Annotated in this window: 15 protein-coding genes and 1 pseudogene; 10 read left to right on the forward strand and 6 right to left on the reverse strand. The window is 65.8% G+C overall.

Annotated features, from left to right (window positions below; genetic code table 11):
- Positions 1-14 precede the first annotated feature (14 nt).
- Both ABZ824_RS17835 and ABZ824_RS17840 read right to left on the reverse strand, forming a co-directional pair.
- Positions 15-551, reverse strand: a complete 537-nt coding sequence (locus ABZ824_RS17835; protein ID WP_356964197.1) for a hypothetical protein — start codon at positions 549-551, stop codon at positions 15-17.
- Positions 552-646: 95 nt separating this feature from the next.
- Positions 647-1,636, reverse strand: a complete 990-nt coding sequence (locus ABZ824_RS17840; protein ID WP_356964199.1) for a nitroreductase family protein — start codon at positions 1,634-1,636, stop codon at positions 647-649.
- A 399-nt stretch (positions 1,637-2,035) separates the two neighbouring features.
- Here ABZ824_RS17840 and ABZ824_RS17845 point away from each other — a divergent pair, with 399 nt between their 5' ends.
- Both ABZ824_RS17845 and ABZ824_RS17850 read left to right on the forward strand, forming a co-directional pair.
- On the forward strand, positions 2,036-3,829 hold the full coding sequence (locus tag ABZ824_RS17845; protein WP_356964200.1) for a long-chain fatty acid--CoA ligase: 1,794 nt from the start codon (positions 2,036-2,038) through the stop codon (positions 3,827-3,829).
- Between the two features lie 95 nt (positions 3,830-3,924).
- Positions 3,925-4,353 (forward strand): hypothetical protein, encoded by a 429-nt coding sequence (locus ABZ824_RS17850; protein WP_356964201.1) that lies wholly within the window; start codon positions 3,925-3,927, stop codon positions 4,351-4,353.
- Positions 4,354-4,466: 113 nt separating this feature from the next.
- Here the strand turns inward: ABZ824_RS17850 and ABZ824_RS17855 are convergent, their stop codons facing one another.
- A complete protein-coding gene (locus ABZ824_RS17855) occupies positions 4,467-4,676 on the reverse strand; it encodes an Rv1535 domain-containing protein (RefSeq protein ID WP_356964202.1) in 210 nt (69 codons plus the stop codon).
- Here ABZ824_RS17855 and ABZ824_RS17860 point away from each other — a divergent pair.
- Positions 4,659-4,925, forward strand: a complete 267-nt coding sequence (locus ABZ824_RS17860; RefSeq protein WP_355078183.1) for a hypothetical protein — start codon at positions 4,659-4,661, stop codon at positions 4,923-4,925. The genes ABZ824_RS17855 and ABZ824_RS17860 overlap by 18 nt on opposite strands.
- A gap of 48 nt (positions 4,926-4,973) precedes the next feature.
- On the opposite strand, the gene ABZ824_RS17865 is transcribed toward ABZ824_RS17860, so the two are convergent.
- Positions 4,974-6,851: a glycosyl hydrolase 53 family protein gene (locus ABZ824_RS17865; RefSeq protein WP_356964203.1), complete on the reverse strand. Its 1,878-nt coding sequence runs from the start codon at positions 6,849-6,851 to the stop codon at positions 4,974-4,976.
- 231 nt (positions 6,852-7,082) lie between these two features.
- On the opposite strand from ABZ824_RS17865, the gene ABZ824_RS17870 reads away from it, so the two are divergent.
- The 5 genes from ABZ824_RS17870 (at position 7,083) to ABZ824_RS17890 (ending at position 11,892) form a co-directional block, all read left to right on the forward strand.
- Positions 7,083-7,859: a helix-turn-helix transcriptional regulator gene (locus tag ABZ824_RS17870; RefSeq protein ID WP_356964204.1), complete on the forward strand. Its 777-nt coding sequence runs from the start codon at positions 7,083-7,085 to the stop codon at positions 7,857-7,859.
- Positions 7,860-8,041: 182 nt separating this feature from the next.
- Positions 8,042-8,659, forward strand: a complete 618-nt coding sequence (locus tag ABZ824_RS17875) for a TetR family transcriptional regulator (protein ID WP_356964205.1) — start codon at positions 8,042-8,044, stop codon at positions 8,657-8,659.
- Between the two features lie 139 nt (positions 8,660-8,798).
- Entirely contained in the window at positions 8,799-10,517 is a 1,719-nt protein-coding gene (locus ABZ824_RS17880) for a CocE/NonD family hydrolase (RefSeq protein ID WP_356964206.1), read from the forward strand.
- 312 nt (positions 10,518-10,829) lie between these two features.
- Positions 10,830-11,186 carry a DoxX family protein gene (locus tag ABZ824_RS17885; protein WP_356964208.1) on the forward strand — a complete coding sequence of 119 codons (357 nt, stop codon included), beginning with the start codon at positions 10,830-10,832 and terminating at the stop codon, positions 11,184-11,186.
- A gap of 160 nt (positions 11,187-11,346) precedes the next feature.
- A complete protein-coding gene (locus ABZ824_RS17890; protein WP_356964210.1) occupies positions 11,347-11,892 on the forward strand; it encodes a hypothetical protein in 546 nt (181 codons plus the stop codon).
- Positions 11,893-11,923: 31 nt separating this feature from the next.
- Here the strand turns inward: ABZ824_RS17890 and ABZ824_RS17895 are convergent, their stop codons facing one another.
- On the reverse strand, positions 11,924-12,685 hold the full coding sequence (locus ABZ824_RS17895; RefSeq protein ID WP_356964212.1) for a dienelactone hydrolase family protein: 762 nt from the start codon (positions 12,683-12,685) through the stop codon (positions 11,924-11,926).
- Between the two features lie 139 nt (positions 12,686-12,824).
- Here ABZ824_RS17895 and ABZ824_RS17900 point away from each other — a divergent pair.
- Both ABZ824_RS17900 and ABZ824_RS17905 read left to right on the forward strand, forming a co-directional pair.
- Positions 12,825-12,947 (forward strand): annotated as a pseudogene (locus tag ABZ824_RS17900) (alpha/beta hydrolase); the annotation flags it as partial.
- 658 nt (positions 12,948-13,605) lie between these two features.
- On the forward strand, positions 13,606-13,899 hold the full coding sequence (locus ABZ824_RS17905; protein ID WP_355073792.1) for a hypothetical protein: 294 nt from the start codon (positions 13,606-13,608) through the stop codon (positions 13,897-13,899).
- A gap of 292 nt (positions 13,900-14,191) precedes the next feature.
- Here the strand turns inward: ABZ824_RS17905 and ABZ824_RS17910 are convergent, their stop codons facing one another.
- The gene (locus ABZ824_RS17910; protein WP_356964214.1) at positions 14,192-14,830 is read right to left on the reverse strand and encodes a hypothetical protein; all 639 of its coding nucleotides are present in this window, start codon (positions 14,828-14,830) and stop codon (positions 14,192-14,194) included.
- Between the last annotated feature and the right edge of the window lie 121 nt (positions 14,831-14,951).

Raw genomic sequence — 14,951 nt, forward strand, 5'->3', positions numbered from 1 at the left:
CGATCCCAGGTCCGTCATTCCATGTCCGTTCCGATCGGTCCGCTCAGACGCCGCCATTCGGCCGCCAAGCGAGCGCCACGCATTCGGTCGAGCAACCGTGCGGTAGATGAAGCCGAAACCATCGCACCGAAACACATTCCGACAAAGGTGACCGAGCCGAGCGCGACTCCGGCCCACAGCGCGTCCGAGTACGGCCGCGGCGGTGTGGTTGTCTTCCCGGCCGAATCGCACCACACCGTGACGTGGCTGCCGGGTTCCGCCGCGCCGGGGACCGGGACGGTCGCGCTGCCTTCGCGGCCGTCCCGGCTCCACCGCACCGGCGCTTGGAACCGTGCCCGTGCGTCGTCCTGTCCAGCGACTGTCAGCACCGGTTCCGGTGCGCCTGCCACCGTCGCCGTCACGGCCACCTTGGCGGAGTTCTCCACCCGGATCCGCTGCGCGGCCTTCGTGCTGCCTGCCGTGCCCGCGACGACGGCGAGCGGCACGGCGATCAGCACTGCCATCGCGGCGAACAGCCGCACCAGTGCCTCCCACCGGTCCGAAGCGCGCATCAGTGGATTGCCGTTCCACGGCCGGCATCGCCACAGGCGAACCGTCCGCGACGGATACCGCGCCACCTTGGATCACCCCTCCGGGGCACGCCTCGTCATGAACCCGAACGATCCAGCGGATGCACCACCTCGTCGAGCGGGCGGCGCGGCGTCGGCGGGACCGGATCCGCGCTCGGAACCGCCCAACCGATCCGCACGATCATCTGCGGATGCGCGCTGTCGTCGAGAACGTGGGCACGGATGCGTTCCCTGGTGTCGGCCAACTCCATCGGCTCCGTCAACGGGCAAGTGGCCAGCCCGAGCGACGTGGCGGTCAACAGCACCGCGCTCGTGGCCTCACCGGCCCGCAGCTGGGACAACCGATCGTCACTGCTGGTGCTCAGCAGGATCATCCGGTCGGCGGCATCGATGTCACGCACCACCGCCTGCGGCAATCCCGGGTTCGAGAACGGACGCACCCTGGGGTCGGCCTCGGTCGACACCGCGTTGCGCGCCGGCACCCCTTGCGGCGCCGCGTGCCTGCCGCTCCACTGGGCGAGTTCGGCGCCGTACGAGACGTCACGGGCGTGCTGCCAGGCCGCCTGTTCGAACGCTCGCAGCAGCTGGGTCCGCGCCGGTTCGGCCTCGACATCGCGCACGAGCACTCCGGTCGCCACCCCGGCGGCGACAATGGCCTCGATATACGCGGGCGGCACCTCCCACGAGCTGAAGCGGCGGCGATCCGTGCTGCGTTTGCCGATGGCGCGCGCCAACTCGACGTGCTCGGGTGTGCATGTGGTCGGACGGAATTCCACGACGGCGAGATGCTCGGGCGCGGCAGGGTTCGGTAGCCGATGGATTACCGTCTCCCACCCCTCCGCACGAGCGGCGACGCGCAGATGATGCAACGCCGCACCACAACTCAGCAGCAGGTCACGTCCGTCAGGGTCCGTGTGCGGGAGTCTTCGGCTCTCGTCGGCGTACAGGTGGACGGTCTCGCGCCCCAGCCGCCACCGCCAGGGCTGGGTGTTGTGCACCGATGGCGCACGAGATGCCAGCGCCAACGCGGATCGCAGTGTCTCGGAATCGGGGTGTGTTCTCGGCATCGCTTGCCTCTCATCGAGATTCGTCCGGCAGGCGCGAAACCCGGATCCGCGGCCTCGCCACCGTCCAGGACGAACTCCGAGCCGGTCCGGCAAGTGGCCTCGGTGACCAGGAACCGGTAGGCCCGCTTTCGCCTGGATTCAGCATCGCGCGAACCAGTGGCGCAGGTGACGGCCGAAGGTCACCGAACAGCGGGCACTCTGGCACGTCACCGGCTACCCAGAACCTGGGCGTGCGGCGTCGTGGGCCTACCACTCAGCACTGGAGAGGACCTATGTCCTTACGCGCGACTGCCAACGTCCATCGCCGCATCGATGCGCCGCGGACCATACTCGGTAGTGCGCGGCTCACCTAGGTCGAGCGCATCGTGCGCCCTCCGGCAGCGCCGAGGAGGACCGATCATGCGGGAATTCGGACTGCCGGCTCTGTACCAGGTGCCCGCCGAGGCGAACCTCACCGACTTGATCGAACGTAACGCCGAGCGGTACCCCGATCTGACCGTCATCTCCCGCAAGGTAGGCGGCCGCTGGCAGGATGTGACCGCCGCCCAGTTCCGCGCCGCGGCGTGGGCGACGGCGAAAGGACTGATCGCCAACGGCATCCAGGCAGGCGATCGCGTGGCCATCATGTCCCGCACGCGGTACGAGTGGACGTTGCTGGACTTCGCGATCTGGTACGCGAGCGCGATTTCGGTCCCCGTCTATGAAACTTCCTCGTCCGAACAGGTGCAGTGGATCGTGTCCGACTCCGGCGCGTCCGCCATCGTCACAGAGACCGATCACCACACGGCCGTGGTCGCCGCAGTACGCGACCAATTGCCGAAATTGACGCACAGCTGGCAGATCGAGGCCGACGCCATAGCGAACCTGACGGCGGAGGGCGCACGGATCAGCGACGCCACCGTCGTGGAGCGCCGGGCCGCCGTAGCGGCCGACGTGCCTGCGACGATCGTGTACACCTCCGGTACCACCGGCCGCCCGAAAGGGTGTCAGCTGACCCACGGCAACTTCCTCGCCGAACTCGGCAACATCACCGCCCGGATGCCGACGCTGTTCCGCACCGGAGAGTCCTCGGTGCTGTTGTTCCTGCCGCTGGCACATGTGCTCGGCCGAATCGCCGAAGTCGCGGCGGCCTACGTCCCGGTCGACATCGCGAACGTCAGCGATGTCAAAGATGTCACCGCCGAACTCGGCGCATTCCGGCCGACGTTGATCCTGGGCGTGCCACGTGTCTTCGAGAAGGTGTACAACACCGCACGCGCTCGAGCGGAACTCGCCCACCGCGAGCGCGTCTTCGATCTGGCAGCCACGACCGCCATCGACTACGGCCGGGCCCGGGGCGCCGGGCACATACCGCTCCCGCTGCGGATCCGGCATGCGCTGTTCGACCGGCTGGTCTACCGGCGGCTGCGCGCCGCGCTGGGCGGCCGCGCCACGCACGCCATATCCGGCGGAGCGCCACTCGGCGAACGCCTCGGCAATTTCTACCGTGGAGTGGGATTCACCGTGTTGGAGGGCTACGGGCTGACCGAGACATGCGCCGCCGCCACGTTCAATCCGGACGACCGGCCGAAGATAGGCACGGTCGGCCAACCGCTCCCGGGCTCCTCGATCCGGATCGATGAGGACGGCGAGATCCTGTTGCGCGGACCGAACGTGTTCACCGGGTATTGGAACAATCCGCGTGCCACCGCCGAGTCGTTCCGCGACGGTTGGTTCGCCACAGGCGACCTCGGCACTCTCGATGACGACGGGTACCTCACCATCATCGGGCGCAAGAAGGAGATCATCGTGACCGCCGCCGGTAAGAACGTGGCTCCCGCGGTGATCGAAGACCGCATCCGCGCCCACGCCATCATCGGTGAGGTGATCGTCGTGGGCGACGGCAAACCGTTCGTGGGTTGCCTGGTGACCATCGACGATGAGCACTTTCCCCTGTGGAAACAGCTGCATGACAAACCCCAGGACGCCAGTGTCGACGATCTCGCCGCGGACCCCGATCTACTGGCCGCTGTCCAGGCCGCTGTCGACGACGGCAACCGCGCCGTGTCCCGCGCCGAGGCCGTCCGCAAATTCCGCCTGCTGCACACCCAGCTGACCGAGGACAGCGGATATGTCACCCCATCGTTGAAGCTCAAACGCAACCTCGTACTCCGCGATTTCGCCGCAGAGGTCAGCGCGATATACGGCGAGTGATCGCGGACTGACGCAACACCCGCTCCAACTTCTCGCCAGAGGTAAACTTTGGTTTGCTCGTAGGTGTCCAAATGGTGAACGCAACGGAGTGACCCATGAAGATTTCCGAAGGCGTGGTGGACATGATCGCCCGGACGGCCGGCGCGACGACGGCCGCGGCAGGCGCCGTGGGCGGCGCCGCTGTCAACGGTGTGATCGGCGGCATCCAGGGTGCCGCGATCGGCGTGAAGAAGGGGCTCGGCAGCGGCAGCCACTCGACACCGGCGGCGGCACTGACTTTGGTGGCGATCGGTGCCACGGGTCTGGTGGACTGGCCGGTGCTGCTGGGTGTCGGCGGCGCTACCTTGGTGGTTCAGAAGCTCGGGCAGCGATCGGGCAGGCTGCCGCCGCCCGAGGCCGACGATCGCGCCGGGCGCCCCGAGCCGCACGCGCAGAGCGGCCAGTCCGCCCGCCGAGACGACGAGCGTGCGATTCCCGCGCCGGAGAGCGCGGGCCGGGCGCAGCGCTCGCCGAGCATGCATTAGTCGTCGCACGTGGACCTGCGGTACGCCCCGGTGGGTCGGCGGCAGGCGTTGTCGACCGCCGTCGCCGACATGCCCCCGTGGCTGTTAGCCGCCGGCGGTCGGCAACAGAACGATCAGTCGACGATCTCGACGACGCCGAGGCGCCACAGCACTGCGTACAGCTCACGCAACGGCACGGCCAGAACCTGCGTCAGCGCGCCCGTCAGCTGATCCGAGCCGCCGCCTGCACCATTTGTCATCACACTGGACACCGTGCGGATGCCAGGCATCGACCTATCCAACACACTGTTACCGGAAGGTAAAAAATGGCCGAAAAGTCGCATACCGGCCACCGGAATGCCGTAGATCGCGTGCTGGCCGCGCAGGGTTTCGCGGTAGAACTGCCGGTAGTGGGCCGGGTCCGTATCCCTCGACCCGAACAGTTGGCGTACTACGGTGCACTCGGCGCGCTGGCTGCGGCGGAGATCATCGAATGGCCCGTTGCGGTGGTCCTCGCGGCCGGTCACTGGCTGGCGCAGGACCAGCACAATCGCGTCGCTCACCAAATCGGCGAAGCCCTTGAAGAGGCCTAGATCCAGCGCTCGGGCCCGGGGCTGTCCGGTCGAGCGTGGCGTACGACACTAACGTGGCCCGGCGGCTTCGGCTACGAGTGTGTTGGCCCTCGACCCCGGATTCTCCTTGAAGGCCGAGAGCGCAGAAAGAGGGCGCCAATCGGCATCGAAGAGGGCGTGGGCGCGGAAGTAGTCGACGGACTGCTCGACGCTGTCGTCGATGAAACATGCTCCCCACCAGAACAGTCCGCATCCCGTCGACAGGTTTCCAATGGTTCGCAGAGCGGATCTGAGGTATTCGTGCTGCCCGCGCGCATCGAAGGAGAACTCCCGCTCGATGTCGGTGTAGGTACGGTCGTTCCCCGCGATCGGTCTGAAGGGATACGCCGTCTCGCCGATCAACACGCTCTTGTGCGGTCGCGATGCGCAGAGGGATTCGATTCGGCGCAGCCGCGAAATCGTAGCGTCGTGATGTGCCAGTGGATAGAACGACAGCGACACTGCGTCGTAGTCGACGTCGAAATGGTCCGCGTACCGCAACCACCACTCGGCGCCCTCGACGTCGGCGCCGCGGTCGAGATGAACAGAGATGAGGGTGGCATCGGCGGTTTCCCGCACGCCCATCGTCGCCGCGCGCAGGAGTTCGGACAGAATCACCCATTGATCGGCTGAATTCCAGTCGCTCTCGACGCCGTCTTCCGGGTGTAGCCGCGCGCCGCTGCGTGGATCCTGTCCCGGCTCCGCCCACAACATCCCGTTGGTGATTTCGTTGCCGACTTGCACCATGGCGGGCTGGATGTCATGACGGCGGAACTCGGTGAGGGTGTGCGCGGTGTAGCGGCGAACTTCCTCGATCAGCGTCCGGATCGGCAGCGATGCCCACGCCCGTGGCTTGCACTGTTTACCCGGATCCGCCCAGGTGTCGGAATAGTGCAGCGTGAGACATATCGCGAGTCCGGCGGATCGAGCGGCCTGAGCCAAGCCGATGGCGTGCTCGAGGTTCATCGGCGAGTTGTCGTCGACCCATACGCTCAGGCGAACGCTGTTCACTCCGTGGTCGGCGAGTGTCGTCGCGACCTCGTACGCGCGCCCACCCGGGCAATGCGACAAGTCGACTCCGTGAAAGAAGTCGGTGACGTGCCGAGATGGTCGTCGTGCGGCGAAATCGCCAGTGTGCCGGGCCGACTCGGCTCGAATATTCGTGTAGCCGCCCGATCCGTATCCTCCGTCGGCGAAGTCCAGCCCGAGAAGCAGCCGACAGTAGAATCTGGCTCTGGGATGGCGGCTGTTCCCGATACTGGATTCCGCTCCGGTATGGCGTACGACATCGGGAACGAGGCGGTAGGCGTCGAGCCGCACATGCGCCGCGGCCGGATTGATGGGCAGTTTCCAGAAGTAAGGGAACGCATCGTGTCGCTGTACGGACTCCGCATGGGCGTACATCTGGAAGTCGAGCGGATCCTTGAGTGGAGTCATGATCTGCAGGAGTTTGACCGCACCCGCGAGTCCGACGAGATACCCCTCGGTACCGGCCCCGCCGATCAGGTCAGCGTAGGAGAACCTGCCGCTGGTCGAACGAATCCGGCCCGGTGTGGCCCTGCTGCTCAGAAAGACGAGATCACAGTCCGGAGGGAGTCCCCACTCGTCGACGTCGTGGGGTAGCGGAGAGATCAGCTCGGCGTCGTCCTCGAGCACGATCGCCCACGGAATCCTGTGGTCGACGATATGGCGCCAGAGCCTGATATGACTGATCCCGCAGGCAGCCTCCAGCGACGCCCAGCGGCCGAAGTCCTGGACAACTTCGCCCTGCTCCGGATGATCGAAATCCAGCGTCCGCCCGTCGGTGGCAGGCCACCGCTCGAAGAGCATCCCGTGGCGCGCCAGATTCTCGGAGATCACGGTCAGTCGCTCGGTGTCACGATCGAGATTGACGACAAATGTTCGCATGCATTCCCCCGGCAAACTTGCGCGCTTCCGGCGCAACATGCTTCCTGGTCCACTTCCCGGGCGAACCATCCTTCGATGCGGCCGACGCCGTGTCGATCCAAAGGGGCGGTCCGCCGGATACTTACGGAGACCAACGATAATTTCGGCGCTCGAAGGCGGATATACGAAGAACTTCGTATATCGTTCTCAGCTCGAGCCGATCTCCGGGAACCGGTGCTGCACAATGCTGGAATGGACGCTGTGCCAGGGGGAGACGCCAAACGCATCCACGATCTCGCGTTGCAGATCATCACAGAGAAGGAGCCGGTGCGGGTCTGGCCGCTGCTGATGGAACGCTTGACCGCCGATCTACCGTGCGACTTGGCGGTTCTCATCGACCTGAACTGGCGGGCAGGAACCGGCCATGCGCTCACCGGATCGCCGGACTGGCTACACGAGGCACCGCTCGACGCACTGATCCACGCGCACATGCGGTCTCACCCCCTGCTTCGGCATTATGCGCTGACGCGAGACAAAACCCCGCTGACGATGGATGAGGTAGCCGACGATCGCTGGTGGAAGGGTGAGGCATACCGGGCAGGAAAGGATGCCATCGGCATCGACCGCCAGCTGGCGTTGCCGTTGAGTTCCGAACCCGGCCGGATCCGCGGCGTCATCATGAGCCGCAGCGGTGGCGGGTTCAGCGACCGCGATCTCGAATACGCCGTGCTCGCCAGGTCGCTGCTCGACACGGTCGAAGCGCACGAGGCGGCAGCCTTCGCACACCACACGATGCGCGCGGATCCCGCGGAGTACAAGATCACTCCCCGGGAGTCGGCGGTGCTCGCGCTCCTGTGCGACGGCCTTACCGCGCATGCCATCGGCACCCGACTCGGGATCAAGGCGGCGACGGTGACGAAACATACCGAGAACCTCTACCGCAAGCTCGGTGTGCACGATCGCATCGCAGCGCTGCGAAAGGCCCAAGCCCTCTCCCTCATTCCCCCTACGCCTGGACAGCAGCGATAGCGGTAGGACACCCTTCGAAGGCCGTCGCGGCCATACGGGTCACTTTCTCTCGCGGTGCTTGCGAAGCCTCCCGCGGGACCGGGAGCTGAATTGCCCGGTAGGCTGAAACAGATTTCAGTGTGTGTGGAAACTTGGTCGCACGCAGTCGGGCAGCGCGGAACCGGCAGAGGAGACGGTGGAACATGGTGGCACGAGCGGGGCGGGGGCCTCGGGGGGAACGTGGCGCGCAGGCGGACCGCATCCTCGCAACGGCGCGTAAGTCCTTCGCCGAGCGAGGTTACAGCGGAACGTCGTTGCGAGCCGTGGCGAAGGCAGCCGAAGTGGACCCCACCCTGGTGAACTACTACTTCTCCAACAAGATGGGACTGCTGAAGGCGGCGCTGGAGCCGCCGGAATCCTTTGGTGCGGCAATCGGGGAGGCCGCTCGGGTGCCACTGGAGGAGCGCGGACGAGCCTTTGTCGAGGCGGCGCTGCGCATGTGGGAGGATCCGGCCACCTCGGAGATTCTGCGGTCGATCATCCTCGCCGCGAGTCACGAGCCCTTCGCCATGGAGCGCCTCCGCGCCGTCTTCTCCGATCTTGTCTTGCAGGTGGTGTCGGCGAGCCTTCCCGACGACGAGGCCGGCCTGCGGGCGGACTTGGTGGCCACTCAGATCGTGGGACTGGCCATGACGCGTTATGTCTGGGCCCTCGACAGCATCGCCGACCTGCACACGGAGCAGGTCGTCCGCCTGATCGGGCCGACCGTGCAGCACTACCTCACCGGTCCCTTGGGCGCCGATGTCTCGGAGAGCGCCTGAGCGGCGGATGAACCGAGCGCGGCGCTCGGACCGCCGACGACAGATATTTCAGCATGTATGGAAATTGCTCTTGCCTGTAGCGGGGCGCCGGGCGTACCGTGAGCCCATTAATTTCTGTATATGTGGAAATGAGGATGCCGTGTCTCGGGTAAGAGCAGCCGGTGCGGAGCCCGGTCAGCGTCAGTTGAACGGACCGCAGACCACAGGTCGCGAGTATCGCGACCTGTCCCCCGCTCTCCACGGGACGACCCGCGAGAACAATGTGCCTGTCCCGGTCCGTGACGGCACCCGGCTGCTGGCCGACATTCACCGCCCCGACGCCGACGGCAGATTTCCCGCGCTCATCGCGGCGGCACCCTATCCCCGCCAACTCCAGGACCTCGGTGCCCCCGCGGCGGTCATCGAGGCCGGCACCACCGACTTCTGGGTTCCACGCGGCTACGCCCATGTCATCGCCAACCTTCGTGGCACAGTGGGCTCGGACGGCACGTACACCTTTTTCGACGAGCAGGAGCGCCAGGACCTGTTCGACCTGGTCGAGTGGGTCGCGGGGCAGCCGTGGTGCGACGGCAAGGTGGGCATGATCGGCATCAGCTACTACGCCATGACCCAGATGGCGGCGGCCACCCAGCGCCCACCTCATCTCGAGGCCCTGTTCCCGTTCAATGTCACCGTCCAGGCCTGGGAAGCCGCTTACCACAACGGCCTGTTGAGCCGGGCTTTCATCACCCCGTGGTTCCGTGCGCTAGGCGTCCTGTCCGCCCACGGCGACTCTCTCTACCGCAAGGGCCTGTCCCGCCTCCTGCGCAGAATTCTCGCGATTCCCGCCGTCCACCGCCGGTTCAGGCACACCGACGGCGTACAGGCGACTCTCGGCCTGCGGCTGGTCAGCCGCTTCCGCCACGATGCCCACCCATGGGAGGCCCTGTTGAACGCGGTGACCGCCGAACACCCCACCCGGGATGCGTGGTGGGACGACCGTGACCTGACCGAATCGCTGTCCCGCGTCGACATCCCCGTCTACCTCGGCGGCGAGTGGTCCAACGTCCCCCTGCATCTACCCGGCCTCTTCCAAGCCTGGAAGGCCCTCGACCACAACCCGCACGTGCGCATGACCATGCTCGGGGAGCACAGCTTGCCCTGGCCATGGGAGAGCATGCACATCGAGGCCCTCGCCTGGTTCGACCACTGGCTCAAGGGGCGGGACACCGGCATTCTCGAAGGCCCCGCCATCCGCTACTGGCTGCCCGGGGCCGAACGGTGGCTCACCGCCGACTCCTGGCCCCCGCCTGCGAAACACATGGCCTTGTCGCTCAACTCCGACGGCTCCCTCACCGGCGACGAGCAACCGGGCGAGCGCAGCTACGCCACGGACGGCGCGAACGCCATGCCCGCAGAACTGAGTTGGACCAGCGATCCCCTTCTCGGCGACCTCGACATGGTCGGTCACCCCGAGCTACGGCTCACCGCCACCAGCAGTGAGGCCGACACGGGATGGATCCTGCTCCTGCAAGACGTCGGCCCGGACGGCAAAGCCATCGACGTCACCCAAGGCTGGCTGCGAGCCGGCATGCGCTACGTCGACGAGGACGCGAGCGCGACGGGCAGGCCCGTCCTCCCGATGAGGACGTGGGAGCCCGTCCCTGCGGGGGAGCCGGTCGACTACCGCATCCCGCTGGTGGCCAACGCCCGCCGATTCCGCCGCGGGCACCGCATCCGGCTCATCCTCACAAGCGACGACAGCCGCGAGGACTTCCGCCCCATGCTGCTGTTCAGTCACGCCCCCGTCGGCAGCCCGAGCATCAATACGGTGCACTCCAGATCACGTCTGCTCCTGCCGATCCTGGAAGGAGAGTGAACAGGGACGGCCCGACAATTCGCCCCGCGCTCCCCTCGTCTACGACCGGACACGGCAAGAGCACACCTGTACCGGGTGGCATCTCGAGCCACCCATATCGCCTGCGGCTGGCGGCTACGGACCTGAAGGCAGGCCCGCGCCGAACCGCTGGACGGAGCCGTCGACATCGGCGAGATCCAGATCGTCGGCGTCAGCCCCACCCCCGAACCGAGGGGCTGCATTCGAACCTCATATGAGGCAGGCAGCACTCAGCTATGCCCACCGCCCTGACATCCAGGGACCAATTCTCGACATCGACAACAGGAGATCGCCATGACCGCAACAACCATCCTCGCAGCTCTGCTCGCGATCGTTCTGCTAGGGGCCGGTACAACCATGACCCTGGCCGTCAGCTTCCAACGCGACACCGCGGCGCACCTCGGATTCAGCGTCAACGCCTTCCGCCGTATCGGGGCCTTGGAGTTGCTCGGTGCGATCGGAGCACTCCTGGGGCTGACGATCCCCGCCGTCGGCGCCCTCGCCGCAGTGGGCATCGTGGCGCTGATGGTCGGCGCCGCTGCCAGCCACCTCCGCGTTCGCGACCGGTTCGCGCAGCTGATCCCAGCGATAGCGATCGCTGCCGTCGCGGTCGCGTATCTGTTTTTGGTTGGGCAACAGGCAGTTTCGTGAGGCGCGTATCCGACGCGGGACTACGAGCGATCGACAGCAACGGCAAACCCGGTTTTGAAGGAACTCCAGTGGGACGCTTGGACGAACGCGTCGAATTCACCTCCGGCGCAGCTGATGGTCAGGGACCGACCTCCATCGCGCCTCGGTATGAGGTGCGACGATGACCGCCACGGTCTTCTGCTCCCGAGCCGAACCACTCCGGCCGCGCGACGACGGCGATCCGGAGGAAGAAAAAGCACCGTTGCTCGGGCCTGATCAGTTATTGGCGGCGATCGCTGGTCACCTTACGCAAGGATCATCGCTGATCGAGTGGGCTAGGGAGTTGGGCGATCTGCACGCGGCACTGATCCCAGTGCGCCTGAATCGAACGCGTCTTCCCGCCGAATTCGATGAAGCCCGCGTCCACATCGACATTGCCGAGATCGTCAGCGAGATCGATTCGTGGGCGTTCGTCCATGTTCCGAGAGCCCCCGGAGCGCGCAGGCACACCCATTCCCTGGGAGAGGTGATCAGCCATATCGCAAAGATCTATGCCAACGCGTGGTGGACGGTGCTACACGTCGATGACAACGACGTGCGGCACGAGGCATGGTATCACCTCGGTGAGGTCTGCGAAGGCTACGCGCAGCTGATTCACGACGTCCAGGCCTCCGGGGTCCGATTCCCGCTAGGGTGGCGGGGCATCCGACACGCGCCGCCGACCTGACAGGTGCTTCCGCGAGGTCGGCCGAGCCCGGCTACTGGCGCAAATTGCGGTCGAACAGGGCCAGCAGTTCGCGGTAGTGCCGTTCATCGGCCTCGGGGTCGTGCGCGGAGGTATCGGCCTGGGTGTAGCCGTGTTGGGCACCCTCGTAGACCTCGGTGCGGTGGCGGACACCGGCGGCATCCAGCGCCTTGTCGAACAGGGCGATATGTTCCGGAGTCATGTGGTGATCCTCGCCCGCGTGGGCGAAATACAGTTCCGCCGTGATGTTTCCGAGGGTGAGATGCGGACTGTCCGGGGCGTCGGTCACCAGCGGTCCGCCGTGGAATCCTGCCACCGCCGCAACCCGATCGGGGAACATGGCGGCGGTCAGCACCGCCAGCCGCGCACCCATGCAGTAACCCGTGACGCCGACCTTTCCCGCTATGACCTGCGGCGACGCTGCCAGCCACTCGAGATATGCGCCGACATCCGAACGCAGGAGCTCCGGGGTCAGCTCGCGGATCATCGGGAAGACCTGTTGGAAGATCTCCGGCCGCTCCCCCGGGTCGATGAAGTCCGGCAGCTCGATCACAGGCGCACGCCCGTGCCGGTAATAGGCGTTCGGCACCAGAACGGTGTAGCCATGGGCGGCAATACGATCGGCCAGTGATCGCAGGCTGGGCCGCAGTCCGAAACCGTCCTGAATCACGAGCACTCCCGGATGGGCGGCGCCATCGTCGGGGTAGGCGACATACGAGTCAGCGACACCGTCGGATGTCCGGACGTCGACCGACATACCGTTCACTGCGGTCACCCTCGAATCCTCCTGCCATGCCAGCCTTTCGAACATACCCCATTCAAGATCAGCCGATTCGACTCGACTACCGGTCGTCGGAGCATCGAGCCGAGACAGGGGCGGAGCGGCCGAGCCCGACGCGAACCCGATCGACAACGACTGGGTCGACCGTCTCGTCGACCTCACCGCACACGACCGGGCCCGGGACAATCGGCCGATCGTGCTGTGCGGGCTCTGCGCAGGCGGCATGCTCGTCTATCACGTCGACGCCAAGGCCCCAGGGCAGTCTCAGCGGCACCAGCCAGCACATCCGGCAGGTCTGTAACGGGATGCAGTCGCCGATTTCATCTTCAACAACAATCCGTCCAGGCTGATGCATTGTCTGCATATTTGCAGAAGACGTGTTTATCTCTGCGCCATAAAGCGATCGCGACGCCGAGGATCCGCAGATTTGCGCAATAGTCGACCGAAACCGGAGAGCATGCTTCCACTTGGATGGATCGACCGGAGGGGCGTTCGGTAGTCGAATGCATCGGTTGGGCACGGGAGAGCCGCCGCAGGACATGCATCGGATGCGAAATTGTACCGACCTACCGCAGTGCGACTCGTCCCCTAGCAGGTCAAACCAGACGACACAGGCTGGTGGCGTCGAGTGTGCCGTCGGCTCGACTCACGCCGAACGGAATGGAAGCACATCGCGAGATCGACTCCGCCGCACGTCGATACGCGGGGTGTCGAGAAATCGACTTGATTTGATCATCGACTTCAGCGAGGGATGAAGATCAATTTGTGTTACCTCGGCAAAATATTCAGTTAGCCAACTATTAACGGTGATGATTACCACAGCAAGAGAAGTGGATTTGTAGATTTCTTTTTCTTAACGTTGCTGGTGCGCCCGTGATGGCGTCGTTATCCCACTGTGAAAGGAAGCTCCGTAGATGTTCTCTCGTAAGGCCCTTCTCGCCGCCAGCACCGTCTCCGCCGCTGCCCTGTTCTTCGGCCCGGTCGCGGTGGCCTCCGCCGCCCACTCCGCCGCCGGCACCGGTTCCGCGGGCCTGGCCTCGGGTTCGGCCGACGGTGGCTCGTCCACTGGTTCGGCCGGCTCGTCCTCCGGTTCCGCCATGTTGGACTCCGGCAGCTCGGCCCTCGACGGGGGCACCTCCGCCGTCGTCAACGTCATCGATGCGATCACCGGCATCCGGGACCTGACCCAGCCCAAGCCCGCCTCCTGATCCGGTCTCGGTAGATCACCGCATCGTCCGTCTGCCCCTTCGGGGCCGGACTTCCCTGCGCCGCTCCGCTCCACACCGCGGCCCGCACTACAGCGGTGAAGTCGCTACAGCTGAACTAGTCGATTCGCCGCATCGAAGCAGATGCGGCGGGTGGACCCCGAGATTCCGTTTGCCCGCTAGGGAGACAGCTCCCAGTGCTGCGAGCGCTGAGCTTCCTTGAACACAGGTTCGTGCCGCCCGGCGAAGTCGCCGGACGGCACGAACTTTTTTCGGGCCACCCACCGAATGAAGTTCAGCAGGCTACGTCCCACTGGGCGGCCTTGTCGAACGACACATGCACATGGTCGTAGTGATTGGCGGTCGGGCTCCCGCGGTCTTCCAGATAGGACCAACCGCTGCCATCGTTGTACCGCTGCCGCCAGATCACGTAGGTCACACCGAAACGCTGCTGATTGGCCAGCACGTATTCGGCGATCGCGTCGCCCCGCGCGGAATCGGGTGTCATGAGATCGAGTGCCAAGCCTGCGCCGTGGTCGCCGTCGCTACGGCCGATGGCGCCGCCGATGTCGGCGACGGCGAACGTCTTCTTGAGTAGGTTGCCCACCTGCGCCACGTGCGGCCGCGTGCCTGCGAGTTCGGTCGAGCACGGTACAGGGGGAGGCGGTGGTGGCAGGTGCTGCGCAGCCTCCCTGGCCGATGGTGGTGGTTGCTCGGCCGCGGACGACGCCGCTGTCGGCCGAGTGATCGACGGCACGCTGGTCGGCGGCGCGACGGCTGCCAACGGCGGCGAATCGGCCGCTGCGGCATGCTGAGCCTCCAGGCCCGGTCGCGATACCGCCCACAACACGACGGCGAGGGCCGCGGCGATGCCGCATACCGCCAGGGCACTGAGCTTCCGGGCTGCGGTTCGTTTACGGTGTTGACCAGGCATGATGTCGGCTACCGATTACAGTCGAGAATAGGTCACCGATACATTACGAAATGGTCGCGAAAATGTCACGCCGAGCGGGCGAAAGGTGCTCGGGTCCGCTGACAGGATCGAGTCCGAGTGT

The sequence above is a fragment of the Nocardia sp. NPDC047038 genome, assembly GCF_040644075.1.
Lineage (GTDB): Bacteria > Actinomycetota > Actinomycetes > Mycobacteriales > Mycobacteriaceae > Nocardia > Nocardia sichangensis.